The following is a 26282-nucleotide window of genomic DNA, read 5'->3' as shown; positions in this document are numbered from 1 at the left end:
ATGTGCAAGGAACCGACGATGCGCGCGCCTTTCAGCGGTTTCGCCTCGCCGTATTCCGCGCGCAGCGCCATCAGGCCCGGCATCTCGGTTTCGGCAATGTCGAGTTCCTTGCGGCCGAACCCGGCCAATGCAATGTCCTTGACGATGTAATCCTGGGTCATCTCGGTTCCTTCGAATGCGGTGGCGCGCCTCTTGTGCGGGGCGGCGATGCTCTGGCCAGCAGGTAGCACCGGCGGCCTTCGCGTACAACGCCATACTCCGCCGCAGGGCCGTGACGTTCCGGCCAGCGCCCGATTTACAAGCAGGAATTCGCGTCTTAGTCAGGGCCGCGCAGCAGGACCCCGGGGAAGAGTATGGCGAAACAGACGCGAGCCTGGCAAAGGATGCTTTCGGGGCGCAGGCTGGACCTGCTGGACCCGACGCCGGTGGATATCGAGATCGAGGACATCGCCCACGGACTGGCCTTTGTCGCCCGCTGGAACGGGCAGACGCGCGGCGACTATGCCTATTCGGTGGCCGAGCATTCCCTGCTGGTCGAGGTGATATTCGGCCGGCTTTGCCCGCAGGCGCGCGTGGCCGACCGGCTGACCGCGCTGCTGCACGACGCGCCGGAATACGTGATCGGCGACATGATCTCTCCGGTGAAGGCCGCTGTCGGTCCGGACTACGAGGAACTGGACAAGCGGCTCTCCGCCGCCATCCACATCCGCTTTGGCCTGCCCGCCGCCACGCCGCAGCGGCTGAAAAAGCAGATCAAGAAGGCGGACCGTATCAGTGCCTGGATGGAGGCGACCCAGATCGCCGGGTTTACCCGTGCCGAGGCGGACAGGTTCTTTGGCGCGCCCGACATGGACATGATCGCCGATCTGTCGATCCACCTGCGCCCGCCGGTCGAGGTGCGCGCAGATTTCACCGCCCGCCACGCGGCCCTGTTGCAGGAGATGCCCCGATGACGATCACGATACGCCGCGCCGGTCCGCTGGACGCCCGCCCCCTGGCCGAGTTGCTGAATGAGGTGATCGCCGCAGGCGGGACCACCGCGATGACCCGACCCGTTGACACCGAAGACCTGCGCGGCTGGATCACCCGCTGTCCCGACCGCGCCGCCTGGCACCTGGCCGAGGATGACAGCGGCGAAGTCATGGGGTTCCAGTGGATCGAGCCGGCAGGCTACCTGCCGGAAGACGCGGCCGAGATCGCCACCTTTGCCCGCCGTGGCCGGACCGGGCTTGGCATCGGCTCGGCGCTGTTTCGCGAAACCGAAAAGGCCGCCCGTGCACTTGGCTATCGCTGGATCAATGCCAACATCCGTTCTGACAACATGGGCGGGCTGGCCTACTACCAAAGCCGGGGGTTCGAGGACTACGGAACCAAGCCCGGCGTCCGGTTGGACGATGGCCGGACCGTCGACAAGGTTCTGAAACGCTACGACCTCTGACGGCGCAACGCAGGGTGCGCTGTGGCCTGGCGCGCCCCGTCCAGGACGTACCGCAACCACGCTCCGGGCGCCCAGGCGACGGGCAGGGCCGCAACCGCCCTCAGGGCCGCGTCTTCCTGTTCGATGTCCCTGCGCATTCCACGGCCAGCAGCATCATAGCGACGCGTTGCACGCATCATGTCTTCTGATAACTGAAGCATCGTATTCTCCCAGGGCACCTTCGGCCCAGGGCTATAAATAACTTGAGTTCCGACAAATCCTGAGTCAGGAATTTTTCGTGACCTTTAAGTTGGACTACAAGATGGCAGAGATCGACTGGCACCACCTCCCGCCGCTTTCCAGCCTGCGCGCCTTTGAGGCGACGGCGCGGCTGCAGGGGTTTTCCGCCGCCGCACGCGCCCTGAACGTGACACCCGCCGCCGTGGCCCAGCAGGTGCGGTCACTGGAATCAGAGGTTGGCGCGAAACTCGTGCGGCGCGAAGGCCGGGGGCTGGTTCTGACGGAGGCCGGTCAGCAACTCGCCAAACCCATGACCGAGGCGTTTTCCCTTTTGGCGAATGGTATCGACGGTCTGCGGCAGCGAGAGGCCAGCCGTGGGATCCGTGCAACCACCACCACCTTTATCGTGGACGCGGTGATCCTGCCCAAACTCTGTGACTTCTGGTGCGCACATCCGGAAATCCCGGTCTCCTTCGTGCCCGGGGCCTGCCTGTCGCCGGTGGATTTCGACGGGTTCGACATCGGCATCCGCATCGGAACACCCGAGGATTGGCCGGACTATCGCTGCGAGCCCCTGATCGAATGCGAAACGGTCTTCGTTGCCTCGCCGAAACTCGCGGCGTCTGCGCCGCCGCAGGACCTGCCCTGGATCCTGGGTCCGGCGGATCGCCCCGACGCCCGCATGCTGGCGGAAACGGGGATCGACGTGGACAGGGTCGAACGCCGCGACATCGGCGAAATTTCACTGGAGATCGAGGCGGCACGGCGCGGCATCGGCGCCATCATGGCGACGGATGTCATCGTGCGCCGCCACCTGGACGACGGGTCATTGGTCAAGCTGGACCTGACCTATCCGCGCAAGTCGGTCTACCACGTCATCCTGCCCAGCGGCCCGGTCAGACCGTCCGTGCGTACCTTCGTCGACTGGCTGAAATCCAGCGTCGCCACTTAGCGTGGGCTGCGCTTCGCCAGGATGCGCTGCAGTGTCCGGCGGTGCATGTTCAGCCGCCGCGCGGTTTCCGAGACGTTGCGATCACACAGCTCGTAGACCCGCTGGATATGCTCCCAACGCACGCGGTCGGCGCTCATCGGGTTTTCCGGGGGCGGCGGCAGGTCGTCGCCCTTGGCCAGCAGCGCGTTGGTGATGTCGGTCGCGTCCGCAGGTTTCGACAGGTAATCCGTCGCCCCGATCTTGACCGCGGCGACGGCGGTGGCGATGGCACCATAGCCGGTCAGCACGACCACGCGGCTGTCGGGCCGCTTTTCGCGCAGCACCTCGACCACGTCCAGGCCGTTGCCATCCTCAAGCCGCAGGTCGACAACCGCGTAGGCCGGCGGGCGCGCGGTGGCGATGGCCGTGCCCGCCGCAACGGAACCGGCCATCTCAACCTCGAAACCGCGTTTTTCCATAGCCTTGGCGAGGCGCCTCAGGAAAGGTTCGTCGTCATCGACCAGGAGCAACGAGCGGTCGGCTCCCAGTTCTTCGATGCTGCGTTCCGCCAATAGCCTTCCTCCCGCCACAACTGCGTGAAAACGAGTATTAGCGGGCTAAGTTCCGGCGGTCAAACGCATCCGGACAAGTCAAGATGCCTCGATGAAGCAGGCCGTGCGGTCGGCCATCTGCTCGGGCGTGACCTCGCGCCGGAAGAACTCGACAAAACCCTGTTCGGGCAGCACCAGGTAAGTGAAGGTCGAGTGGTCGACCAGATAGTATTCCGGGTCCGCGTCGGCCTCTTTGCGGTAGTAGGTCCGGTAGGCCTGGCTGGCCGCCTTGACCTGTTCGGCAGAGCCGGTCAGCCCGATCATCTTGTCGTGGATCACCTCGGCGAACTCGCCCACCACCTCGGGCGTGTCCCGCTCGGGGTCGATGGAAATGAAGACCGGGGTCACGTCGTAGCCGCGTTCCGCCAACACATCGACGGCATCGGCGTTACGCGCGGTGTCGAAGGGACAGACATCGGGACAGAAGGTGTAGCCGAAATACACCAGGCTGGGCTTGGTGATCACATCCTTGTCGGTCACCGTCTCACCGTTCTTGTTCAACAGCTCGAAAGGTCCACCAATGGTTTCCGCGCCCCCGGCGATCTTGCTGGTGCGGCACTGGGCAAAGGGATCGTCCGAGGCGGATTGCTGAGTGTAGACCCAGACACCGGCGCTGATGGCGACGAGACCGGCGAAGGCGGCGATTGCGGCAAGACGCTGCATGACTTTCTTCCTCTGGAATGGTTTAGCTGTAGCTATCCGTTGAGGGGCTGGACGCAAGAGGGACGAAAGGGCGCAGATGGCGCAAGGGGATCTCGGACTGATCGGCGACGAACAGCGCAGCAACTGGATCCGGCTGCGCACGATGATCCTGTTGCGCTGGTTCGCGGTGATCGGACAGCTGATCGCGATCACCCTGGCCCAGCGGCTCTACAACCTGCAGCTGGAACTGGGCCTGTGTTACCTGGCCGTGGGTGTCTCGATCGTCGGCAACCTGATCGCGATCTCGGTTTTTCCCGAAAACAAGCGGTTGAGCGAGACAGAGAACTTCATGATGGTGATGTTCGACCTCTTGCAGCTGTGTTTCCTGCTGTACCTGACGGGTGGGCTGCACAACCCGTTCTCGCTTCTGGTGCTGGCGCCGGTCACCGTTTCGGCGGCGGTGCTCAGCCTGCGGTCGACCTTTCTGCTGGGGTTCACCGCCTTCGCGCTGGTCACGGGCATGGTCTATTACCACCTGCCCCTGCGCACCGAGCAGGGGTTCATCCTGCGCATTCCTGACATTTTCGTGTACGGTCAATGGGCGGCAATCTGCATCGCGCTGGTCTTCATCTCTGTCTACTCGCGCCGCATCACGCGCGAGATGAATTCCATGTCCGATGCGCTGGCCGCCACGCAGATGGCGCTGGCCCGGGCACAGAAGCTGAACGACCTCGGCGGCGTGGTGGCCGCTGCGGCGCATGAACTTGGCACGCCGCTGGCCACGATCAAGCTGACCTCGTCGGAACTGGCCGAGGAACTGGACGACCACCCCGACCTCGTCGATCTCAAGGAAGACGCGCTCTTGATCCGGGAACAGGCGGACCGCTGCCGCGACATCCTGCGCAGCATGGGGCGGGCGGGCAAGGACGACCTGCACATGCGCCACGCGCCCCTGATCGAGGTGATCCGCGAGGCCGCCGAACCGCACCAGGACCGGGGCAAGGAAATCCTGATCGAGGAGGGGCCGGGCCCCGGGGGCGACTATGCCCAGCCGCAGATCCTGCGCCGCCCCGAAGTGATCCACGGGTTGCGCAACCTGGTCCAGAATGCGGTGGATTTCGCGCGGACCAAGGTCTGGGTCGAGGCGATGTGGACGGATGACGTGATTTCCATCCGTATCGTCGATGACGGGCGCGGCTTTCCCCAGCACCTGATCGGCCGCATCGGCGACCCTTTCGTGCGCCGCCGCCGCAGCGAAAGCGAAAAACGCGCGCGCCCGGAATATGAGGGCATGGGCCTTGGGCTTTTCATCGCCAAGACCCTGCTTGAACGCACCGGGGCCGAGCTGAGCTTTGCCAATGGATCGGATCCCTACTCGGCGGTGTCGGACCAGTCCGAACGCCGCGGCGCCATCGTCGAGGTGGTCTGGCCTCACAGCAAGATCGTCGCCGACGCCGCAAAACCGGGGACCGCGCTGGGAGAGAACCGCCCGATTGAAATTTAAGATGACTTTAACCTTAATGTTTTATGCTTAACGCGAAATTAACCAAACTGAAATCAACCTGAAGGCCAATCCGCGGGACACGGGTAAGAGGCAGGACCTTGGAGGATCTATTAATTCTGGCAATCGGCGCCGGTGCCGCCGCGGCATTCATGGCCGCCGCACTGATCCTGTTCACGCTGTGCCCGCGCCGATCGCAGTTGCAGCACTCTGGAACGCCGGAAACCGTACTGCTGTTCCGAAACGGCGAAGTTGTCGATTTCACCCAGGATGCCGCAGTGCTGTTCGATCGCACGGTGCTGACCGGTATGGGCTGGGACGAGGTTCGCGAAACGCTGTTGCCCGGCTTCCCGGATCTGCCGGAAGAGCTGCCGGACCGGCCCTTGCACTGGCGTTCGCCTCATGTCGGCAATGCCGAACTGTGGGCCGACCCCGCGGGCAGCCGGCTGCACCTGCGTCTGCAATGCACGCCCGACGGCGCCGCCACACTGTTCCGGGCCCGCTGCCAGAGCGACGAGTACCACCGCCTGTCGGAAATGTCGCGCAACGCCCCCGATGCGCTCTGGCAAACCGATGATGACGGGCAACTGATCTGGTACAACGAGGCCTACGAACACCTGTGCGCAAGCACCGGGCACGAAATCGACGGCACCTGTCCCGTCGACATCAAACTGCCCTCCAAACGAGTCGAGCGCAGCACCCGCATCAGCATCAAGCCCGAGGGCCAGCCGCAGCGCTGGCTCGAAGTCGTCTCGCGCCCGGTCGAACACGGCTGGGTGCATTACGCCACAAGCATCGACAGCCTCGTCAACGCCGAGATGGCGCAGCGCAACTTCGTCCAGACGCTGACCAAGACCTTTGCCCACCTGCCCATCGGTCTGGCCGTCTTTGACCGTGACCGGCAACTGGTGCTGTTCAACCCGGCGCTGGTGGACCTGACGCATCTGCCGGTGGATTTCCTTTCGGCCAAGCCCAACCTCCTGTCATTCTTCGATCACATGCGGGAAAACCGCATGATGCCCGAACCCAAGAACTATGCCTCCTGGCGGGACAAGCTTTATGACGTGGTCTCGGCCGCGCGCGAAGACCGGTATTGCGAGACCTGGAACCTGCCCTCTGGCCTGACCTACAAGATCACCGGCCGCCCGCATCCGGACGGCGCCGTGGCCTTCCTGATCGAGGACATCAGCGCCGAGATCTCGCTCACACGCCGCTTCCGCTCGGAACTGGAATTGACGCAATCTGTGCTGGATTGTTTCGACGACGCGGTGGCCGTCTTCTCTCGGCTGGGCGTGTTGACCTTTTCCAACGCCGCCTACCGGGCACAGTGGAAATGCGATCCCGACAGCGCCTTTGCCGAGATCACCATCGTCGATGCCACCAAGGAATGGCAGCAGGATTGCCAGCCCAGCCCGATCTGGACCGACCTGCGCGAATTTGTCCTGACCCTGCGCGACCGCCAGGGATGGGAGGCACAATTGACCCGCAAGTCCGGTGAAATGCTGCGTTGCATGGTACAGCCCGTGGCTGCCGGGGCGACCCTTGTCCGCTTTACCAGCCTGCCCGTCCAGGCAGAGGAAACCGCACAGCCCGACAATCGCCGGAAGGCGGTGGGATAGCCGCTTGCAGGCCCCTGCGCGGCGCCGGTATCCTCGCCGCCATGACCACCCGCCAGACCGCCCTTACCCTGCCCACGCCAGAGGCCACCTGCGCCCTGGCCCGCCGCATCGGCGCCGGTCTCCGGCCCGGCGACGTGCTGCTGCTGACGGGTGAGATCGGCGCCGGAAAAACCCATTTCGCGCGCTGCCTGATCCAGTCCCTGCTGGACGAACCAGAGGACGTGCCCTCACCCACCTTCACCCTTGTCCAGACCTACGACACCGCCACTGGCGAGCTCTGGCATGCCGATCTCTACCGGCTCACCGGCCCGGACGAGAGCGTCGAGCTGGGCCTGACAGAGGCCTTTGAGACGGCCATCTGCATCGTCGAATGGCCCGACCGGCTGGAGGATCTGGCCCCCCGCGACGCCCTGCGGCTGAGCTTTGCCGCCGGACAGGGTGAGGACGCCCGGGCGCTGGTGCTGGACTGGGAGGCGCCGCGCTGGGATGCGCTGATCGCGGAGCAGGCGGCGTGAGTGACTTCCTGAGTGCAGCAGGATGGGGCGCCGCCCGGCAAGAGGCCTTGGCCGGGGATGCCTCTGCCCGGCGCTACACGCGGCTGTTCCTTGACGGGCAAACCGCCATCCTGATGCAGGACCCAGAGGGCGACGTGGCGCTTTTTGCCCGTCTGGCCCGGCACCTCAGCGGAATGGGCCTGAGCGCGCCGCGCATCCTGTCCGAGGATACAGCCAACGGCCTCTTGCTGATCGAGGATCTTGGCGACGATCTGGTTGCGCGGCTGGCAGAGACTCCCGCGGCAGAGCGCGACCTCTACCTGCTGGCGACGGATGTGCTGATCGACTTGCACCGACATCCCGCGGCGCCCGATCTGCCCATCGCCACGCCGGATCACCTGGCCCAACAGATCGACCTGGCCTTTATCCACTACACGCAGGCGCCAGAGGCCCTGCCCCGCGCCATCGCTGCCTTCCGCCCCCTGCTGGAGGCCCACGCCCAGCCCGCCGAGGTCATGGTGCTGCGCGACTACCACGCCGAAAACATCCTGCTCCTGCCGGATCGTTCGGACACCGCCCGCGCCGGTCTGCTGGATTTCCAGGACGCCCTGCTGGGACACCGCGCCTATGACCTCGTGTCCCTTGTCCAGGACGCGCGCCGTGATGTGCGCGCGGACACCGCCGAGGCCTGTATCGCGCATTACTGCACCGCCACCGGGCACGCGGAAACGCCATTCCGCGCCTCTCTGGCCGTGCTGGGCGCCCAGCGCAACCTGCGTATCCTGGGCGTTTTTGCCCGTCTCGCCGCGACGCGGGGCAAGCCGCATTACATCGACCTGATCCCGCGCGTCTGGGCACACCTGCAGAACGACCTTGCGCACCCGCTGCTGGCCCCGGTGAAAGAGGTCCTCGACACCGCCCTGCCCGCGCCCTCGCCCGACCATCTGACAAGGTTGAAATCCCCATGCCCGACGCCGTGATGCTCTTTGCCGCCGGGTTCGGCACCCGCATGGGGGCGCTGACGGCGACCCGGCCCAAGCCCCTGATCGAGGTCGCCGGGAAACCCCTGCTGGATCACGCGCTGGACCTGACCGCCGGGATCGCGACCCGCGTCGTGAATGCGCATTACCTGTCAGACCAGATCGAAAGCCACCTGAACGGGACCGGCATCCATGTCTCTGTCGAACATCCCGACATCCTGGACACCGGTGGCGGCCTGCGGTTCGCCCTGCCGAAATTGGGTACACATACTGTATACACGCTGAACACAGACGCGATCTGGAACGGTCCGAACCCGCTGGACCTGCTGCGCGCGGCCTGGGATCCGGTGCGAATGGACGCGCTTCTGCTCTGCGTCCCGCTGGCGCGCGCCGTCGGGCGCAAGACCCCCGGTGATTTCAGCCTGCAGCCGGACGGGCAGCTGAGCCGCAAGGGCGATCTTGTCTACACCGGCGCGCAGATCATCAAGACAGAGGGGCTGCACGCCATCCCCGACAAGGTCTTTTCGCTCAATCGCCTGTGGAATGCCCAGGCGGAAACGGGCCGCCTTTGCGGCCTCACCTACCCGGGCCAATGGTGCGATGTGGGCCACCCCGAAGGTATCGCGCTGGCCGAAGGACTTTTGCATGTTTGACGACACGGGACCGCGCCTGTTCGGCCTGCCGCCGGGCGCCGATTTTGCCAGTGAACTTGTCGCGGGCCTGCGCGCCCGCCTGGGCGATGCCCCGCCCGAGGCGCTGGCGCGGGTGGAAATCTACGTCAACTCCGACCGCATGGCGCGGCGCCTGCGCGAAGTGTTCGACAAGGGTCCTGCCAGCCTCTTGCCGCGTATCCGCCTTGTGACCGACCTGGCCGATCCGCTGACAAAGGCCGCTCTGCCCGCCCCAGTGCCCCCGTTGCGCCGGCGGCTGGAACTGACGGGACTGGTGTCGAAACTGCTGGACCAGGCACCCGATCTTGCCCCGCGGGCGGCACTGTTCGACCTGGCCGACAGCCTGGCGACCCTGATGGAGGAAATGCAGGGCGAGGGCGTTGCCCCCGAGGTCATCGAGACCCTCGACGTCTCGGACCAGTCCGGCCACTGGCAACGGGCGCTGACCTTCCTGCGCATCGTGCAGCAGTATTTCGAGGCCGACAGCGCCCCCGACCCGCAGGCCTATGCCCGCCGCGCGCTGGACCTGCGCCTGCGGCAATGGCAGGATAGGCCGCCGCAACACCCGATCCTGGTTGCAGGCTCCACCGGGTCGCGCGGGACAACGGCGGCCTTCATGGAGGCGGTGGCGCGGCTGCCGCAGGGGGCGGTGATCCTGCCCGGCTTTGACACCGACACGCCGGATCACGTCTGGGACCGGCTGGACACCGCGCTGACCGGTGAGGATCACCCGCAGTTCCGCTTTGCCCGGCTGATGCAGGCTTTGGACATGGCGCCCGGAGATGTTCGCCCATGGACCGAGACACCGCCGCCCAGCCCGGTGCGCAACCGCGTGCTGTCGCTGGCCCTGCGGCCCGCGCCGGTCACGCACCAATGGCTGTCGGAAGGGCCGTCGCTGCCGCCACTGGACGCGGCGATGCAGGACGTGACCCTGCTGGAGGCGCCCAGCCAGCGGGACGAGGCGCTGGCCATCGCCCTGCGCCTGCGGCAGGCAGTGGCGGACGGTCAGCGCGCTGCCGTCATCACCCCGGACCGGATGCTGACCCGGCGCGTGACCTCTGCGCTGGACCGCTGGAACATCCTGCCGGACGACAGCGGCGGCACGCCCGCGCAGCTGACCCCGCCCGGGCGACTGCTGCGCCATGTGGCGGAACTCTTCGTCAAACCGCTGACCGCGGAAATGCTGCTGACCCTGCTCAAGCACCCGCTGGTTCACAGCGGCGCCGACCGGGGGCCGCACCTTCTGAATACCCGGGAACTGGAGCTGTTCATCCGTCGCAAGGGCATGCCCTATCCCCAGCCCGAACCGCTGGCGCTCTGGGGCGAAAAGCGGTCGCAGGGCGACTGGGCGGCCTGGGTCGGCGCACGGTTCTGCGGGCAGGAACGGCCCGGCAAACGCCCCTTGGCTGACTGGATCGCCGACCTGCTGACACTGGCGGGCGCGATCTGTGCCGGGCCGGACACCGAAGGCACAGGCGGGCTGTGGCAGGAGGCGGCGGGCCGCAAGCTGCAAGGCGTCATGGCCGGACTGGAGAGAGAGGCAGAGCATGGCGCCGAGATGAACGCTCGCGATTTCGCCGACCTGCTGGGCGCATTGATGTCGCGCGAAGAGGTGCGCGACCGCGACGCGCCCCACCCCGACATCCTGATCTGGGGCACGCTGGAGGCACGGGTCATGGATGCCGACCTGATAATCCTGGCAGGCCTCAACGAGGGCGCCTGGCCGGAACTGCCCGGCGCCGACCCCTGGCTGAACCGGCAGATGCGCGCCAAGGCGGGGCTGCTGCTGCCCGAACGGCGCATCGGCCTGTCGGCGCATGACTTCCAACAGGCGGCGGGCGCACCCGAGGTCTGGCTGTCACGGTCGCTGAAATCGGACGAGGCGGAAACCGTGCCCTCGCGCTGGGTCAACCGGCTGTTGAACCTGATGCGGGGGCTGGAGGCGCAGGGCGGCAAGGAGGTCATCGCCGCGATGCAGGCGCGCGGCAACCGCTGGCTGGCGCTGGCGCGTGCCTCGGAGGCGCCGATCGAGGCCACGCCAGTGCCGCGCCCCTCACCCGCGCCGCCCCCCGGGACACGGCCCGCGAAACTCTCGGTCACCGAAATCAAGCGGCTGGTGCGCGATCCCTACGCGATCTACGCCAAGCATGTCCTGCGGCTGCGCCCGCTGGATCCGCTGATGCAGGCGCCCGATGCGCTGATGCGCGGCATCCTCACCCACAAGGTGCTGGAGGACTTCGTCAAGGCCACGCAGGAGGAACCGCTGGACCTGCGGCCCGACCGCCTGATGGCCCTGGCCGAACAGATCATCGGCGACCCGGACCAAGTGCCCTTTCCCACCGTCCGTGCGCTGTGGCAGGCGCGCATGGCCCGCATCGCGCCTTGGTTCGTGGAAACCGAGGTGGAACGTCAGGGCCGCGCCACCCCCAGCCAGTACGAAATCAAGGGCACCCGCGAAATCCCCGCGCTGGGCTTTACCCTGAGCGCCACCGCCGACCGGATCGACATCGACGGGCGCGGCGCGGCGCATATCTACGACTACAAGACCGGCGCCGCGCCCTCACCCAAGGAACAGCGCGCCTTTGACAAGCAGTTGCTGCTGGAGGCGGCGATGCTGGACGAGGGCGGCTTCCCCCCGCTGGACCCGCCGCATGTGGAACGGGCTGTCTTTGTCTCGCTGCAGCCCTCGAACCCGCGCGAGGTGCTGGCCCCGCTGGAAGACGCGCCGCCCGAGCAGGTCTGGCAGGAGTTCGTCGCCCTCATCAGCGCCTATCATGCCGCCGAGACCGGCTTTACCGCCCGCCGCGCCCTGCAAAAGGACAGCGATGCCGGCGACTACGACCACCTCGCGCGGTACGGCGAATGGGACGTGACCGATGCGCCGGTCAAGGAGGTGCTGACATGAGGCGCGACGACGCGACAGAGGCGCAGGTGCGCGCCGCCGAACCGGGGCATTCGACGTGGTTGGCCGCCAATGCCGGGTCGGGCAAGACCCGCGTGCTGACCGACCGGGTGGCGCGGCTGCTGCTGGACGGGGTGGACCCGTCGCACATCCTCTGCCTGACCTATACCAAGGCCGCCGCATCCGAGATGCAGAATCGCCTGTTCAAACGGCTGGGCGGCTGGGCGATGCTGGATGAAGCCGCACTCAGGGATGAGCTGCGCGAGCTGGGCGTCGAAAAGGACCTGACGGGCGATTTCCTGCGCGAGGCGCGCACGCTGTTCGCCCGCGCCATCGAGACGCCGGGCGGGCTGCGCATCCAGACGATCCACTCTTTCTGCGCCTCCCTGCTGCGTCGGTTCCCGCTGGAGGCCCGCGTCACGCCGCAGTTCCAGGAGATGGAGGACCGCGCCGCCGAATTGCTGCGGGCCGAGGTGCTGGACCGGATGGCAGAGGGACCCGAGGCGCATCTGATCCGCGCAATCGCGCCCTATGTCTCGGGCGACGACGTGGACAGCATCGCCGCGCAGGTCTGTCGCCACCGCGATGCCTTTGCCCCGCCCAAGGATGCGGGCGAGATCCGCGCCGCCTACGGGTTGCGCGAAACGGATGACGAGGACACCCTGCTGGACCAGGTCTTCCTGGGGTCCGAGCTGGACCTCTTCGCGGCGCTGGCCGAGATCCTCGCCACCGGCGGCAAGACCGATCAGAAAATGTCAGGGCAGTTGGGCGCCATCGAGGCGCTGGACCGCGCCGGGCTGGCCCAAGTTCAGGCGGCGCTGCTGACAAAGACCGGGACGGTACTCAAAAGGCTAGGTACGAAGGGGGTCCGCGACAGTGCGCCGGACCTCTTCGAGGCGCTGGATCAACTGGCCGCACGGGTCGAGGAGGCGCTTGCGATGCAGCGCGCGCTGGCCGCCGCCGACCGCGACACGGCCCTGCACGGTTTCGCGGGCGCCTTCCTGCGCGACTACGACGCCGAGAAACAACGCCGCGGCTGGCTGGATTTCGATGATCTCATCACCCGCGCGCGCGACCTGCTGCGCGATCCGGGCGTCGCGGAATGGGTGCTCTACCGGCTGGATGGCGGCATCGACCATATCCTTGTCGACGAGGCGCAGGACACTTCGCCCGTGCAATGGCAGGTGATCGAACGGCTGGCCCAGGAATTCACCGCAGGCGAGGGCGCGCGGGCCGATGTGCGCCGCACGATCTTTGTCGTCGGCGACAAGAAACAGTCGATCTATTCCTTCCAAGGCGCCGACCCGTCCGAGTTCGACCGGATGCGCGACGATTTCGCCGACCGTCTTGCCCGGACCGACGCGCCGCTGGTGCCTGCCAGCCTCGACTACAGCTTTCGTTCGGCAGAGCCGATCCTGCGGCTGGTCGACAACACCTTTCGCGGCGCCGAGGCCTCGGGGTTCGTGGGTGACGGGCACCTTGCCTTCAAGGAGGCGATGCCGGGGCGGGTCGATCTCTGGCCGCTGGTGGACAAGGTCGGTGACGAGGAGGACGGCGCATGGCATGAACCCGTTGATCGGCCCAGTGCCACGCATCACACCGTGCAACTGGCCCAGCGCATCGCGCTTTTCATCAAGGAGAGCATCGAGAAAGGCACCCCCCTGCCCGAGGAGGTCGGCCACACCGGCACCTACCGGGTGCGGCCCGTCCACGCGGGGGATTTCCTGATCCTCGTCCAGAAGCGCGGACGGCTCTTCAAGGAGATCATCCGTGCCTGCAAGCAGCAGGACCTGCCCATTGCCGGGGCCGACGTGCTCAAGGTCATGGCGGAACTGGCGGTCAAGGACATCATCGCCCTGCTCAGTTTCCTCTCCACGCCCGAGGATGACCTGTCGCTGGCAACGCTGTTGCGTTCGCCGCTCTTTGGCCTCACGGAACAGGCGCTGTTCGATCTCGCCCACCGGCGGCAGAAAAAATACCTCTGGGAGGAACTGCGCGCCCGGCGCGAGGATTTCCCCGAGGTGCTGCGCGTGCTGGACGACCTGCGCGGGCAAACCGATTTCCTGCGCCCCTATGACCTGATCGACCGGATCCTGACCCGCCACAATGGCCGCCGCCTGCTGATCGGGCGGCTGGGGCCAGAGGCCGAGGACGGGATAAACGCGCTGCTGCAGCAGGCCCTGGCCTATGAACAAAGCGCCGTGCCCTCGCTGACCGGGTTCCTGGAATGGGCGCGGTCCGACAACCTGAAGATCAAGCGCGCCCCGGACAGCGCGGGCGAAACCCTGCGGGTGATGACGGTGCACGGCTCCAAGGGGCTGGAGGCGCCCGTGGTCATCCTGCCCGATTGCGCCGAACCGGACACCAAGCTGCGCGACGATCTGTTCACCGACGATGACGGCCCGATGTGGAAGGCGGGCGCCGACGCCATGCCGCCGCGCCAGCAGGCGGTGGTCGACACCGCCAAGGAGAAGGCCGCGCAGGAAAAGGACCGCCTGCTCTATGTCGCCATGACCCGGGCCGAGAAATGGCTGATCGTGGCGGCGGCAGGCGACCTGGGGAAATCCGGCGAGGCCTGGTACGACAAGGTCGCGCGGGGTATGGAGGATTCGGGCCCCGAGCGGGTGATGTTCGATTTCGGCGACCTAGGCAGTGGCGAAGGGCTGCGGCTGGGCCTGTCGGACTGGACGCACCTGCCCCTGGATGTCCACGACAAGCCACGGCCCGCGCCGGTAGACCTGCCCGCCGCGTTGCTGGCCCCGGCGCCGGATCCCGTGGCCGCTGTCAAACCGCTCTCCCCTTCGAAGGACCTCGGCGGCGCCAAGGCGCTGCCCGGGGCCGCCGGCGATACCGAGGACATGGCCAAGGCGCGCGGCACGGCGCTGCATCACCTGCTGGAAAACCTGGCCCCCCTGCCCGCCGATCAACGCACACAGGCCGCGGATTCGCTCTGTACCCAGATGGAAACGGACCCGGACCTGGCGCTTGTCACCGGGCATCTGCCCGCGATCCGGGACGAGGCGCTGGCGGTGCTGGAGGCCTCCGCGCTGGCGCATGTCTTTGCCCCCGATGCGCTGGCAGAGGTGCCCGTCACCGCCGATCTGCCGGGGCTGGGGCGGATTCACGGCATCATCGACCGGCTGCTGATCGCGCCCGACCGGATCACCGCCGTGGACTTCAAATCGAACCGCACGGTGCCCGACGGCGCCGACCATGTGCCAGACGGACTCTTGCGGCAGATGGGGGCCTATGCCGCCGCCCTGGCGCAGGTCTATCCCGACCGGCAGATCGACACCGCCCTGGTCTGGACCGCACGTGCACACTATATGCCGCTGCCGCACGATCTTGTGACACAAGCACTCGGTCGGGCCGCCGCATCTTGACGCGCTGGCGACCCCTCCATACCTTCCCACACCTGAAAAGGCTGCCTCAAATCTCAGGAGATTCCCCAATGGCCACCGTCGCCGTCACCGATGACACCTTCGACGCCGAAGTGAAGAATTCCGACATCCCCGTCGTCGTCGACTTCTGGGCCGAATGGTGCGGCCCCTGCAAGCAGATCGGTCCCGCCCTCGAAGAGCTGGCCGCCGAGATGGAAGGCAAGGTCAAGATCGCCAAGGTCGACGTTGACCAGAACCCGAACACCGCCGCCGCGATGGGCGTGCGCGGCATCCCCGCGCTGTTTGTCTTCAAGGACGGACAGGCGGTGTCGAACCTCGCCGGTGCGCGCCCCAAGGCCGCGCTGCAAAGCTGGATCGAAGAGTCGATCTGAGCCGCGTAACCATTTGAATTCGCAGGGGCGCCTTCGGGCGCCCTTGTCGTTTTGCGCGGCATGGCCCATATCGGGCCACAACCGACAAGGAGCGTTCTCATGTCCGACGAGTTTCCCGGCTGGCACGGCACCACGATCATCGGCGTCCGCAAGGGCGGGCAGGTGGTCATCGCGGGCGACGGCCAGGTCAGCCTTGGCCAGACCGTGATCAAGGGCACCGCGCGCAAGGTGCGCCGCCTGTCTCCGGGCGGTCATGACGTGCTCTGCGGCTTTGCCGGGTCCACGGCGGATGCCTTTACCCTGCTGGAACGGCTGGAGAAAAAGCTGGAGGCCGCGCCGGGGCAATTGCAGCGCGCCAGCGTAGAACTGGCCAAGGACTGGCGTACCGACAAGTACCTGCAGAAACTCGAGGCGATGCTGATCGTCACCGACGGCAAGGAGCTTTACGTCATCACAGGCGCCGGCGACGTGCTGGAACCTGAACATGACGTGGCGGCCATCGGGTCGGGCGGGAATTTCGCCCTCGCCGCCGCGCGCGCCATGATGGACACCGATAAATCCGCCGAGGAGGTCGCCCGCACGGCAATGGCCATTGCCGCCGACATCTGCGTCTACACCAACGGCAACCTGACCGTGGAAACCCTGGGCTGAGCCCGGCTCAGCCCCTGCGATGCCAGGCGCCGTCACGCTGCACATAGCTGACGGCGTCGCTTTCGACGAAGCCCGTTTCCCCGGCGGCCCAGCGCGCGATCCGCACATCCGGCCCGTCGAGATCGAGCAGGTTGAAGGTGTTGGGCTCACCCCGCACGCGGCTGGACAGGCAGGTGCCCGCCTGCACGAACAGCAGTTCCGGCCAGGCCCGCATCGGGGCGATCACCGTGTTGTGCAGGTGCCCGGACAGGACGATCTGCGCACCGCATTCCGCAAAGCCCCTCAGCCCCGCATCCGCCCCCTGCATCAGCCGTTTCCGGACCCCGGCGCCGTGCTGCAGAGGATGATGCAGAACCGCGATCCGCGCCCTGTCGCCCGCCGCGCCGAAGCCTTCGCAAGCCCGGGCGATCCGCCGCGACGACAGCCGCCCGCGCTGCCAGGCAAAGCGGTTTACCGTGTTCACGCCGACGACCACCATGCCGTCATCGGCATATCGCGGTTCGAGGTCCTGATGAATGGCACGCCGATAGCGCCGCCAGGGCGCAACCATCCGCAGCCAGAGATTGTCGAGCGGGGTGTCGTGGTTGCCCGGAACCGCCAGCCAGGGCGCATCGAGACGATCCAGAAAGGCGCGCGCCCGGGCAAACTGGCCCACCCGCGCGCGCTGGGTGAAATCACCCGAGATCACCACCAGATCCGGCGTCAACCGGGCGATCTCGTCCAGCAGCGGCTGTTCCAGGTCCTCCCGCGCGCGCCCGTAGTGCAGGTCGGACAGGTGGAGTATTCGCTTCATTTCCTCTCTTGCGGCATGACCAGCCGCAATTCCTCCTCCGTCATGGCAAAGCGCAACGGTCCCTCCATCTTGCGCTTTTCACCGTCATAGGCCAGCAGCATCCGCCGTTTTCCGGGCAGATCGAGGTCCAGCCGGTCGCCCTGGATCAGGTCATAGTCCACGCCTTCCTCGACCGCGCCGGCGGCCAGGCGGGCCACCCTGCGGAACAGTTCGCCCCGGCTTTCGGCGCGGACGACCAGCACCGCGAAACCGCCTGCCTTGATCGCCTCACCCCCTGCCAGGCCAAAGCGCGCCAGTTGAAAATCCGAGCGTCCGACAAAGACCAAAGCCGTCTTGCGGTGATGCGTCCCGTCGCCAGTGCCCAGCCGAACCCGCATGGGCCGGCGAAAGCGCAGGAAACTACGGACGACCGACCAATGCGCCATCAGGCGGCGGCGGCCCCAGCGGCGATAGATCGCCTCGCGCTCTTTCAGGATGCGGGGATAGACGCCGACGCTGGCGTTGTTGAGAAAGATCTGCCCGTTGACCTGGCCCAGGCGCCGGGGCTCGATCCGGCCCGCCGCGATCTGGCGGGCCGCCTCTGCCGGGTCCGGGTCCAGCCCAAGGCCCCGCGCGAAGTAATTGAAAGTCCCGAACGGCAGGACGGCCATGGCGATGCCCGTCCCCAACAGCTTGGCCGCGGTTGCAACAGCGGTGCCATCGCCCCCGGCAGAGACGATCATGTCGGGCCGCCGTGCCACGGCCTTGTCCAGCGTCGCGCCCAGTTGATCGGGGCGGGTGCAGGCCAGGACCTCGGCTCCCAGCACCTCTGCGGCGGCATCGACCGCCGCCGCATCGCGCGAATTGCGCCCGGATTTCAGGTTGGCGACGATGCAGATCCGCCCGGTCGCCGCCATTTCCATCCTGTCCTGCATCGTGCCCGTATCCCGCATGGCGCCCTCGCTTTCGTTGACAGGAACCCCCCGGCGGCGGAGGCGGTTCCCGGAAAGGGCTTGGATTCTGGCGTCACATGTATATCTCACGCCGAAACCCACGCTCTCTGGCGCGGCACAAGGAACAAGACGCATGACCGACCTCACCCCCCGCGAAATCGTCTCGGAACTCGACCGTTTCATCATCGGCCAGCAAGAGGCCAAGCGCGCCGTCGCCGTGGCCCTGCGCAACCGGTGGCGGCGCAAGCAACTGTCCGATGACCTGCGCGACGAGGTCTATCCCAAGAACATCCTGATGATCGGCCCCACCGGCGTCGGCAAGACCGAGATCAGCCGCCGCCTGGCGAAACTGGCCCGCGCGCCCTTCATCAAGGTCGAGGCGACCAAGTTCACCGAGGTGGGCTATGTCGGCCGCGACGTGGAACAGATCATCCGGGACCTGGTGGACACCGCCATCGTCGACACGCGCGACCACATGCGCGAAGAGGTCAAGGCGCGCGCCCATGAAGCCGCCGAAGAACGGGTCATCACCGCCATTGCCGGCACCGACGCGCGCGAAGGCACGCGCGAGATGTTCCGCCGCAAGCTGAAGAACGGCGAACTGGACGACACGGAAATCGAACTGGACGTGGCCGAGACAAGCTCTCCCTTTCCGATGATGGAAATCCCCGGCCAACCCGGCGCCAACATGGGCATGATGAACCTGGGCGAAATGTTCGGAAAGGCCTTTGGCGGGCGCACGGCGCGCAAGCGGATGACCGTGCGTGACAGCTACGAGGTGCTGATTTCCGAAGAGGCGGACAAGTTGCTGGACGACGAGGTCGTCAAGGCCGCGGCCCTGGAAGCGGTGGAACAGAACGGCATCGTCTTCCTCGACGAGATCGACAAGGTCGCCGCCCGGCAAGAGGCGCGGGGTGGCGATGTCAGTCGCGAGGGCGTGCAGCGCGACCTGCTGCCGCTGATCGAGGGCACCACCGTTTCGACCAAGCATGGCGCGGTCAGGACCGACCATATCCTGTTCATCGCCTCGGGCGCCTTCCACATCGCCAAGCCTTCGGACCTGCTGCCGGAGTTGCAGGGGCGCCTGCCGATCCGCGTCAACCTGCGGGCGCTGACCGAAGAGGATTTCGTGCGCATCCTGACCGAAACGGACAACGCGCTGACCCGCCAGTACACGGCGCTGATGGCCACCGAGGAGGTCACGGTCAGCTTTACCGACGAGGGGATCGCCGCGCTGGCCAAGATCGCCGCCGAGGTGAACACCAGCGTCGAGAACATCGGCGCCCGCCGACTTTACACGGTGATGGAACGGGTCTTCGAGGAGCTGAGCTTTACCGCCCCCGACCAGGCCGGGACCGAGGTCACGGTGGATGCGGATTTCGTCGAACAGCACCTGGGCGAGTTGACCCGGTCGACGGACCTCAGCCGCTACGTCCTCTGACCGCCGGCGGACAGCGAGGGGCCAGCCCCTCGCGCTCCCCGAGGTATTTTTCAAACCAAAGAAGCCGGGGTCGCCCCCGAAACGCAAAACGCCCCGCACATCCGGCGGGGCGTTTCGTTTGGGCGAAGTCCCGGGCCAAGCCCGGGACGGGTGCGCTCAGGCCGTCCACCAGCGCTCGGCCATGCGGGCGTTGTCCATCTGCCAGAGGTTGCCCACCTTTTCCGGGTTGGCGATCTTGTTGGACACCGCCTGCACGTAATTGGCGAACATCGGCAGGACCACGCCGCCATCGGTGCGCAGGATCTGCTGCATTTCGGTGTACATCTCGCGGCGCTTGGCCGGGTCCAGTTCGGCGCGGGCCTCGACCAGCAGGTCCTGGAAGCGTTCGCTGTCCTCGCGGCCCCACTGGGTGTCGTTCCACGGCACACCTTCCTCGTAGGCACTGGAGAACATCCAGTCCTCGGTGGCGCGGCCCGACCAGTAGCAGGCACAGAAGGGCTTTTTCAGCCAGACGTTCGACCAGTAGCCATCCGCCGGTTCCTGCACCACGTTGATGTTGATGCCGGCCGACTTGGCCGAGGCCTGGTACAGTTGTGCCGCATCGACGGCGCCCTCGAAGGCCGCGCTGGAGGCCGACAGGTCGATGTCCAGCGAGGACAGGCCCGCCTCCTTGAGGTAGAACTTGGCCTTGTCCGGGTCGTAGCTGTTCTGCTCCATGTCGGCGGCGAAATACTGGTTGGCGGGGCCGATGGGCGTGTCGTTGCCCACGCGACCGTGGCCCAGCAGGATCTTGTCGACCATTTCCTGGCGGTTGATGGCGAATTTCAGCGCCCGGCGCACGTTCACGTCGTCGAAGGGCGCGACATTGGTCAGCATCGGGAAGGTGTACTGCTGGTTGCAGGACACTTCCTGGATCCGCACCATCGGGTTCGCCTTGAGCAGCGCCTCGGTCTTAAGGTCGATGCGGTTGATCGCGTCGACCTGGCCGGTCAGCAGGGCGTTCATCCGCGCGGTATTGTCGTTGACGGCGATGTATTCGATCTCGTCGAAGAAGCCGGCGTCGCCGTCCTTGTAGTGGCTGTCGACCCGCGTCGCGACCATGCGCACGCCCGGCTCGAAGCTCTGGACCTTGTAAAGGCCGGTGCCGATGCCCTTGGCGATGGCCTCTTCGATCTGGCCTGCCGGGTACATCAGCAGGTGATAGTCCGACAGCAGGTAGGGGAAGTCGGCGTTGCCGGCCTCCAGCGTGAACTGCACCTGGTGGTCGGTGATCTTCTTCATCTCGACGATGGATTCGATGATCGGCTTGGCCGCCGATTTCGCACCCTCTGCGACATGCATCTGCAACGAGGCGATCACGTCGTCCGCGCCAAAGGCCTTGCCGTTGTGGAAGGTCACGCCCTGGCGCAAGTTGAAGGTCCAGGTCTTGGCGTCCGGGGACGCCTCCCAGGAGGTGGCCAATTCACCCTTGAGCGTACCGTCGGCGCCGACCTCGGTGAGGTTGTCAAAGACCGAGCCCTGGGCCGAAGCGATCATGAACAGGTCGGAATGCGTACGGGCATCCCAGCTGTCAGAGGTGTTCGCCCCCGACAGAGCGGCGCGCAGGCGGCCGCCCCGCTTGGCCTGGGCGCGCAGCGGCAGGCCGCTGGCGGCAAGGACACCGGCAGCGGCGCCGGTTGTCAGAAGTCCGCGTCTGCTAATTCTGGTCATGTCAGTCTCCCTTGGTCATTGCCCGTCCCGGTTCGTTTTCGGACAGGTTTGTCGCTTTTTGGCGATTCCTACGACATTTTATCAACGGCGGCATCGCCTATGTTATCAACTCCGCGTTCTTTCAGCAGATTTGTCAGCCAATCCGGATCCATCTCAGGCACGGAGGACAGCAGCAGGTCGGTGTAGGCGTGGTGTGGCGGCTTGAACATGTCGCGTTTCGGCCCCTGTTCAACCACCAGCCCGTCCTTCATCACCACGACCTCGTCCGCGATGGCGCGCACGGTGGCCAGGTCATGGGTGATGAACATGTAGCTCAGGCCCAGTTCGTCCTGCAGCCGCGCCAGCAGCTTGAGGATACCCTCGGCGACCAGCTGGTCCAGCGCGCTGGTGACCTCGTCGCAGATGATGAACTTCGGTTCTGCCGCCAGGGCACGGGCGATGCCGATGCGCTGTTTCTGACCGCCCGACAGTTCCGAGGGCAGGCGGTCGATGTACTGGTCTGCAGGCAGCTCGATCTGGTCCATCAGCTCTGCCACGCGCTTGCGCTTGGCGGCGCCGCGCAGGCCCATGTAGAATTCGACCGGGCGGCCGATGATCTCGCCGATGGACTTGCGCGGGTTCAGCGCCGTATCCGCCATCTGGTAGATCATCTGGACCTGGCGCAGCTGGTCCTTGCTGCGCTTGCGATAGTCCAGAGGCAGCGGTTCGCCGTCCAGCTCGATGATGCCGAGACGCGGCGGCAGAAGCCCGGTGATGCAGCGCGCGGTGGTCGATTTGCCGGAACCGGATTCGCCCACCACCGCCACGGTGCGGCCAGCGTGGATGTCGAAACTGACGTTTTTCAGCACATCCACCGTGCCATAGGCCGCCGTCACGCCCTGAACGGAAATCACCGGCGTCGCGTCGGTGGCAACGGGCGGTTTCTCGGGGCGTTCAAAGGCGCGTACGGCCCAGAGGCTTTTTGTGTAGTCCTGCGTCGGCGCGCTCAGCATGGTGCGCGTCTCGGCCTCTTCGACCTCGTCGCCCTTGAGCAGCACCTTGATGCGGTCCGCCATCTGCGCAACCACGGCCAGGTCATGCGTGATGTAGATCGCGGCGGTGTCGAATTCCTCGACGATCTGCCGGATGCTGGCCAGCACCTCGATCTGGGTGGTCACGTCCAGCGCGGTGGTCGGCTCGTCAAAGATGATCAGGTCGGGACGGCAGGCCATCGCCATCGCGGTCATGGCCCGCTGCAACTGGCCGCCAGAGACCTGGTGCGGATAGCGAAAGCCGATCTCTTCCGGGTTGGGCAGGCGCAGCTTGCGATACAGCTCGATGCCGTCGGCGGCGCTGTCGGCCTTGCCCGACACGCTGTGCTGCACCGGCGCCTCCGTGTGCTGGTCGATCAGCTTGTGCGCCGGGTTGAAGCTGGCGGCGGCGGATTGCGCGACATAGGCGATGCGCTTGCCCAGCAACTGGCGTTTCTGCTCGGCGCTGGCGGCCAGCAGGTCGATGCCGTCGAACATCACGCTGCCGCCCGAGATGCGCACGCCGTCGCGGCAGAACCCCATCGCGGCAAGACCAAGCGTGGATTTCCCGGCCCCGGATTCACCGATCAGTCCCAGAACCTCGCCCTTTTTCAGGGTCAGGTCGACGCCGTTGATGATCGGCATCCAGGTCTCGTCCGAGCGGCCCTCGATCCGAACGTCGCGCATTTCGACAAGGAAGTCAGACATGGCTCAATCCTTCAGCCCCGAAGAGCGGTTCAGCATCCAGTCGACGACGAAGTTCACGGCCACGGTCAGCAGCGCAATGGCGCCGGCGGCCAGCAGCGGCACGCTGGCCGCAAGCGGCGCGAAACTGGCGTAGTTGATGAAGGCCGAGAGATCCTTGACCATCGTGCCCCAGTCCGCCAGCGGCGGCTGGATGCCCAGGCCCAGGAAGGACAGCGCGGAGATCGTCAGGAAGACGAAACAGAACCGCAGGCCGAATTCGGCCAGCAGGGGCGCGGTCGCGTTGGGCAGGATCTCGCGGAAGATGAGATAGGGCAGGCCCTCGCCGCGCAGCTTGGCCGCCTCGATGTAATCCATCACGACGATGTTCATGCCCACGGCACGCGCCAGCCGGAACACCCGCGTCGAATCGATCACCGCGATGATGACCACCATCGCAACCGTCAGGCCAAAACCGGACACCCAGGCCGAGGCCACAGTGATCAGCAACAGCGAGAAGATCAGCGAGGGGATCGCCATCAGCACGTCGACCATGCGGCTCAGGACCTGGTCCATCCAGCCGCGCAGGGTGGCGGCAAGAAACCCGAAGGTGCCGCCCAGAACGAAGGCCAGCAGCGTGGTCGCAAAGGCGATGCCCACGGTGTTCTGGGCGCCGTAGATCAGACGGGACAGGATGTCCCGGCCGATCTGGTCGGTGCCCAGCGGGAAATCCGGGTTACCGCCCAGCGCCGGGTTGCCACCGGGGACGATATTGGCCTGGCCGAAGACCTCTTCCTGCCCGTGCGGCGCCAGCGCCGGCGCAAAGATCGCGAGCAGCGCATAGATCAGGATGACCAGAACGCCGAAGGCGGCGGTCAGCGGCATCTGCCGGAACATCTTGCGGCTTCCCGCGGTGCCCAGGGTGCGCCCGATCAGGCGAAAGACAAAGGCCGCCGCCGCGCCGATCAGCACGCCCTGCACCGCCCAGCGGAAGAACTGGACAGAAGCCACGGGCACGCCATCGGCTGTCACGGCGGGCTGGAAATAGTACCAGATGCCGAACAGCAGCAGCGCCGCCCCCAGAACGTAGCCAAAGGCCACCGCCAGCGGCATGTCGCGGAAGAAAGGCTTGTTTCCTGTCAGGCTCTGACCGGCCAGGCGCATGATCCAGCCACCCGCCAGCAAGACAACGATGGCGCCGAGACTCCAGAGTACGGTGCTCATTTCGGATGCCTCAGCCGCGGGTTGGACAGGATCGACAGGATGTCGGCCGTCAGGTTCAGCAGGATATAGGCGGCGGCAAAGATCAGGCAGCAGGCCTGCACCACCGGGATGTCACGGATCTTGACGCTGTCCACGAACAACTGGCCGATGCCGGGATAGACAAAGACCACCTCGACCACCACGACGCCCGTGATGAGATAGGCAAGGTTCAGCGCGATCACGTTGATGATCGGCGCCAGCGCGTTGGGCAGCGCATGGTGCACGATCACGCGCATCGGCTTGATGCCTTTCAGGCGCGCCATCTCGATATAGGGGCTGGCCAGCAGGTTGATGATCGCCGCGCGGGTCATCCGCATCATGTGCGCCGTCACCACCAGCGTCAGGGTCAACGCCGGCAACAGCGTCTTCTGCAACCGTTCGGCAAATCCCATGTCCGCGTAGATGTTGGACAGGGACGGCAAAAGCGGATTCAGCACCGCCAGGAAGAGGATTAGCACATAGGCCAGAAAGAACTCGGGGCTGGAAATCGAGGTCAGGGTCGAGATGTTCGCCACCTTGTCGAAGACCGAGTTCCGATAGAGCGCCGCCAGCACGCCCAGCGTCACCGCAAAGGGCACCGCGATGGCGGCAGCGACACCGGCAAGGAACATCGTGTTGGCAAAGCGGGGCGCGATCTGCTGGGCCACGGTGGTCCGCACACCCGAGTCGTCACCGACGAAGCTGGCGAAATTCGCCTGGGCAAAGGAGTTGCCCAGATCGCCCTGCAACGCACCTGCCAGCCATTGAAGGTAGCGCGTCACCGGGTCCTGATCGAGCCCGAGATCCCGGCGGATGGCCGCCACGGCCTCGGGTGTGGCCCCCTGCCCCAGGATCGCCTCGGCGAAATCCCCCGGCAGCATGTTCACCGCCGCAAAGATGACGATGGATACGATGAACAGAGTCAAAAGGCCCAGCGCAAGACGCTGGAGTATGATTTTGATTACCGGATTCAAGATCCCTGTCGTTTTCTTGTTTTCGTTACAACTACGTTAGCGCCTGAAATCGGTGTGTAAACCCTGTGTCTGGACCGTTTCAGTCCCTCAGGCTGGCCAGATCGTCCATTACGCGCACCAATTCGGCGCTGATCCCGGGTTCCGACAGCGCATGGCCCGCGTTCCGGATCATCCGCAGGTCGGCCCCCGGCCAGGCCTGCGCCAGGTCCCAGGCGCGGCGCGGTGGGCAGATCATGTCATAGCGGCCCTGCACGATGACCCCCGGCACATCGGCCAGCCGGCCGATGTTGTTCAGGATCCAGCCGTCCTCGTCCAGGAAACCCGCGTTGATGAAATAGTGATTCTCGAGCCGGGCAAAGGCACGGGCGTATTCGCCCGGCGCCTCGCCGCCCATCCCGTTGGAATAGACGGAGGCCAGCGCGTTTTCCCAGGACGACCAGGCCTGCGCAAAGCGCGTTTCCGTCCGCAGGTCGCCGCTGAACAGGCGCTTGTGATAAGCGCCGATCAGGTCGTCCCGCTCATCCTCGGGAATCATGTCGGCGAAACGCGCCCAAGGCTCGGGCCAGAACTGCCCGGCGCCGCCGCCATAGAACCAGTCCAGCTCTGTCCGGGTCATCAGGAAGACGCCGCGCAACACCAGCTGGGACACCGCCTCGGGGTGGCTGATGGCATAGATCAGCGCCAGCGTCGCACCCCAGCTGCCGCCAAATACGACGGCGCGATCGATGTCCAGCTCGGCGCGGATGCGTTCGATGTCAGAGACCAGATCCCAGGTGGTATTGGCCACCACGCTGGCATGGGGCCGCGAGCGTCCGCAGCCACGCTGGTCGAACAGGATGACGCGATAGTGCCGGGGATCGAAATAGCGCCGCATCGCCGGGCTGCAGCCGCCGCCGGGGCCGCCATGCAGCACGATGACGGGCTGGCCCTCGGGGTTGCCGCATTGCTCGACGTAAATCCGGTGCCCGTCGCCAACGTCCAGCATACGCTGGTCGAACGGGTCGATCGCCGGATAGAGATACTGCACTGCGCGCTTTTGGCCCGGGATTTTGTCCATGCCCTACC

23 protein-coding genes are annotated in these 26282 nt (G+C 66.1%); 13 read left to right on the top strand and 10 right to left on the bottom strand.

Annotation, left to right across the window (positions count from 1 at the left end; translation table 11 throughout):
* A partial coding sequence (locus tag G9Q80_RS27740; RefSeq protein WP_168246603.1) for an adenosylhomocysteinase occupies positions 1–161 on the bottom strand: 161 nt, incomplete at its 3' end.
* Positions 162–353: 192 nt separating this feature from the next.
* Here G9Q80_RS27740 and G9Q80_RS27735 point away from each other — a divergent pair.
* From G9Q80_RS27735 to G9Q80_RS27725, 3 genes are all read left to right on the top strand, one after another.
* On the top strand, positions 354–953 hold the full coding sequence (locus G9Q80_RS27735; RefSeq protein WP_043142685.1) for an HD domain-containing protein: 600 nt from the start codon (positions 354–356) through the stop codon (positions 951–953).
* Positions 950–1438 (top strand): GNAT family N-acetyltransferase, encoded by a 489-nt coding sequence (locus G9Q80_RS27730; RefSeq protein WP_088715994.1) that lies wholly within the window; start codon positions 950–952, stop codon positions 1436–1438. The genes G9Q80_RS27735 and G9Q80_RS27730 overlap by 4 nt, the downstream gene beginning before the upstream one ends.
* 277 nt (positions 1439–1715) lie before the next feature.
* Positions 1716–2609: a LysR family transcriptional regulator gene (locus G9Q80_RS27725; RefSeq protein ID WP_088715993.1), complete on the top strand. Its 894-nt coding sequence runs from the start codon at positions 1716–1718 to the stop codon at positions 2607–2609.
* Here G9Q80_RS27725 and G9Q80_RS27720 read toward each other — a convergent pair.
* Positions 2606–3160 (bottom strand): ActR/PrrA/RegA family redox response regulator transcription factor, encoded by a 555-nt coding sequence (locus G9Q80_RS27720; protein WP_043142704.1) that lies wholly within the window; start codon positions 3158–3160, stop codon positions 2606–2608. The two genes, G9Q80_RS27725 and G9Q80_RS27720, sit on opposite strands and share 4 nt — an antisense overlap.
* A 78-nt stretch (positions 3161–3238) precedes the next feature.
* On the bottom strand, positions 3239–3862 hold the full coding sequence (locus G9Q80_RS27715) for an SCO family protein (RefSeq protein WP_043142707.1): 624 nt from the start codon (positions 3860–3862) through the stop codon (positions 3239–3241).
* Between the two features lie 76 nt (positions 3863–3938).
* Here G9Q80_RS27715 and regB point away from each other — a divergent pair, with 76 nt between their 5' ends.
* The 9 genes from regB to hslV all read left to right on the top strand — a co-directional run bounded on the left by regB (position 3939) and on the right by hslV (position 16431).
* Positions 3939–5345, top strand: coding sequence for a sensor histidine kinase RegB (gene regB / locus G9Q80_RS27710; RefSeq protein WP_043142710.1), 1407 nt, complete (start codon positions 3939–3941; stop codon positions 5343–5345).
* Between the two features lie 98 nt (positions 5346–5443).
* Positions 5444–6961: a PAS-domain containing protein gene (locus G9Q80_RS27705; RefSeq protein WP_088715992.1), complete on the top strand. Its 1518-nt coding sequence runs from the start codon at positions 5444–5446 to the stop codon at positions 6959–6961.
* A gap of 41 nt (positions 6962–7002) precedes the next feature.
* Positions 7003–7476 carry a tRNA (adenosine(37)-N6)-threonylcarbamoyltransferase complex ATPase subunit type 1 TsaE gene (gene tsaE / locus G9Q80_RS27700; protein WP_088715991.1) on the top strand — a complete coding sequence of 158 codons (474 nt, stop codon included), beginning with the start codon at positions 7003–7005 and terminating at the stop codon, positions 7474–7476.
* Positions 7473–8435 carry an aminoglycoside phosphotransferase family protein gene (locus tag G9Q80_RS27695; RefSeq protein WP_088715990.1) on the top strand — a complete coding sequence of 321 codons (963 nt, stop codon included), beginning with the start codon at positions 7473–7475 and terminating at the stop codon, positions 8433–8435. The genes tsaE and G9Q80_RS27695 overlap by 4 nt, the downstream gene beginning before the upstream one ends.
* Positions 8420–9088, top strand: a complete 669-nt coding sequence (locus tag G9Q80_RS27690) for a nucleotidyltransferase family protein (RefSeq protein ID WP_088715989.1) — start codon at positions 8420–8422, stop codon at positions 9086–9088. Before G9Q80_RS27695 ends, G9Q80_RS27690 begins: the two co-directional genes overlap by 16 nt.
* The gene (addB, locus tag G9Q80_RS27685) at positions 9081–12011 is read left to right on the top strand and encodes a double-strand break repair protein AddB (protein ID WP_088715988.1); all 2931 of its coding nucleotides are present in this window, start codon (positions 9081–9083) and stop codon (positions 12009–12011) included. Before G9Q80_RS27690 ends, addB begins: the two co-directional genes overlap by 8 nt.
* Positions 12008–15391: a double-strand break repair helicase AddA gene (gene addA / locus G9Q80_RS27680; protein ID WP_088715987.1), complete on the top strand. Its 3384-nt coding sequence runs from the start codon at positions 12008–12010 to the stop codon at positions 15389–15391. The genes addB and addA overlap by 4 nt, the downstream gene beginning before the upstream one ends.
* Before the next feature lie 68 nt (positions 15392–15459).
* Positions 15460–15780, top strand: coding sequence for a thioredoxin (trxA, locus tag G9Q80_RS27675; RefSeq protein WP_043142727.1), 321 nt, complete (start codon positions 15460–15462; stop codon positions 15778–15780).
* Positions 15781–15879: 99 nt separating this feature from the next.
* Positions 15880–16431 carry an ATP-dependent protease subunit HslV gene (hslV, locus tag G9Q80_RS27670; RefSeq protein WP_043142729.1) on the top strand — a complete coding sequence of 184 codons (552 nt, stop codon included), beginning with the start codon at positions 15880–15882 and terminating at the stop codon, positions 16429–16431.
* A 7-nt stretch (positions 16432–16438) separates the two neighbouring features.
* On the opposite strand, the gene G9Q80_RS27665 is transcribed toward hslV, so the two are convergent.
* Complete coding sequence (locus G9Q80_RS27665; RefSeq protein WP_088715986.1) at positions 16439–17224, bottom strand: metallophosphoesterase family protein; 786 nt, start codon at positions 17222–17224, stop codon at positions 16439–16441.
* Positions 17221–18156, bottom strand: a complete 936-nt coding sequence (locus G9Q80_RS27660; protein ID WP_088715985.1) for a diacylglycerol/lipid kinase family protein — start codon at positions 18154–18156, stop codon at positions 17221–17223. Before G9Q80_RS27660 ends, G9Q80_RS27665 begins: the two co-directional genes overlap by 4 nt.
* Before the next feature lie 133 nt (positions 18157–18289).
* Here G9Q80_RS27660 and hslU point away from each other — a divergent pair, with 133 nt between their 5' ends.
* On the top strand, positions 18290–19597 hold the full coding sequence (gene hslU, locus G9Q80_RS27655; RefSeq protein ID WP_088715984.1) for an ATP-dependent protease ATPase subunit HslU: 1308 nt from the start codon (positions 18290–18292) through the stop codon (positions 19595–19597).
* 156 nt (positions 19598–19753) lie between these two features.
* On the opposite strand, the gene G9Q80_RS27650 is transcribed toward hslU, so the two are convergent.
* The 5 genes from G9Q80_RS27650 to pip all read right to left on the bottom strand — a co-directional run bounded on the left by G9Q80_RS27650 (position 19754) and on the right by pip (position 26274).
* Positions 19754–21307 (bottom strand): ABC transporter substrate-binding protein, encoded by a 1554-nt coding sequence (locus G9Q80_RS27650; protein ID WP_074622554.1) that lies wholly within the window; start codon positions 21305–21307, stop codon positions 19754–19756.
* Positions 21308–21375: 68 nt separating this feature from the next.
* Positions 21376–23025 (bottom strand): ABC transporter ATP-binding protein, encoded by a 1650-nt coding sequence (locus tag G9Q80_RS27645; RefSeq protein WP_088715983.1) that lies wholly within the window; start codon positions 23023–23025, stop codon positions 21376–21378.
* Positions 23026–23028: 3 nt separating this feature from the next.
* The gene (locus G9Q80_RS27640) at positions 23029–24225 is read right to left on the bottom strand and encodes an ABC transporter permease (RefSeq protein ID WP_088715982.1); all 1197 of its coding nucleotides are present in this window, start codon (positions 24223–24225) and stop codon (positions 23029–23031) included.
* The gene (locus G9Q80_RS27635; protein WP_088715981.1) at positions 24222–25217 is read right to left on the bottom strand and encodes an ABC transporter permease; all 996 of its coding nucleotides are present in this window, start codon (positions 25215–25217) and stop codon (positions 24222–24224) included. Before G9Q80_RS27635 ends, G9Q80_RS27640 begins: the two co-directional genes overlap by 4 nt.
* 79 nt (positions 25218–25296) lie before the next feature.
* Positions 25297–26274, bottom strand: coding sequence for a prolyl aminopeptidase (gene pip, locus G9Q80_RS27630; protein ID WP_088715980.1), 978 nt, complete (start codon positions 26272–26274; stop codon positions 25297–25299).
* Positions 26275–26282 lie beyond the last annotated feature (8 nt).

Source organism: Mameliella sp. LZ-28 (assembly GCF_012274245.1).
Taxonomy (GTDB): domain Bacteria; phylum Pseudomonadota; class Alphaproteobacteria; order Rhodobacterales; family Rhodobacteraceae; genus Antarctobacter; species Antarctobacter albus.
This window is presented reverse-complemented; position numbering and strand designations above follow the sequence as displayed.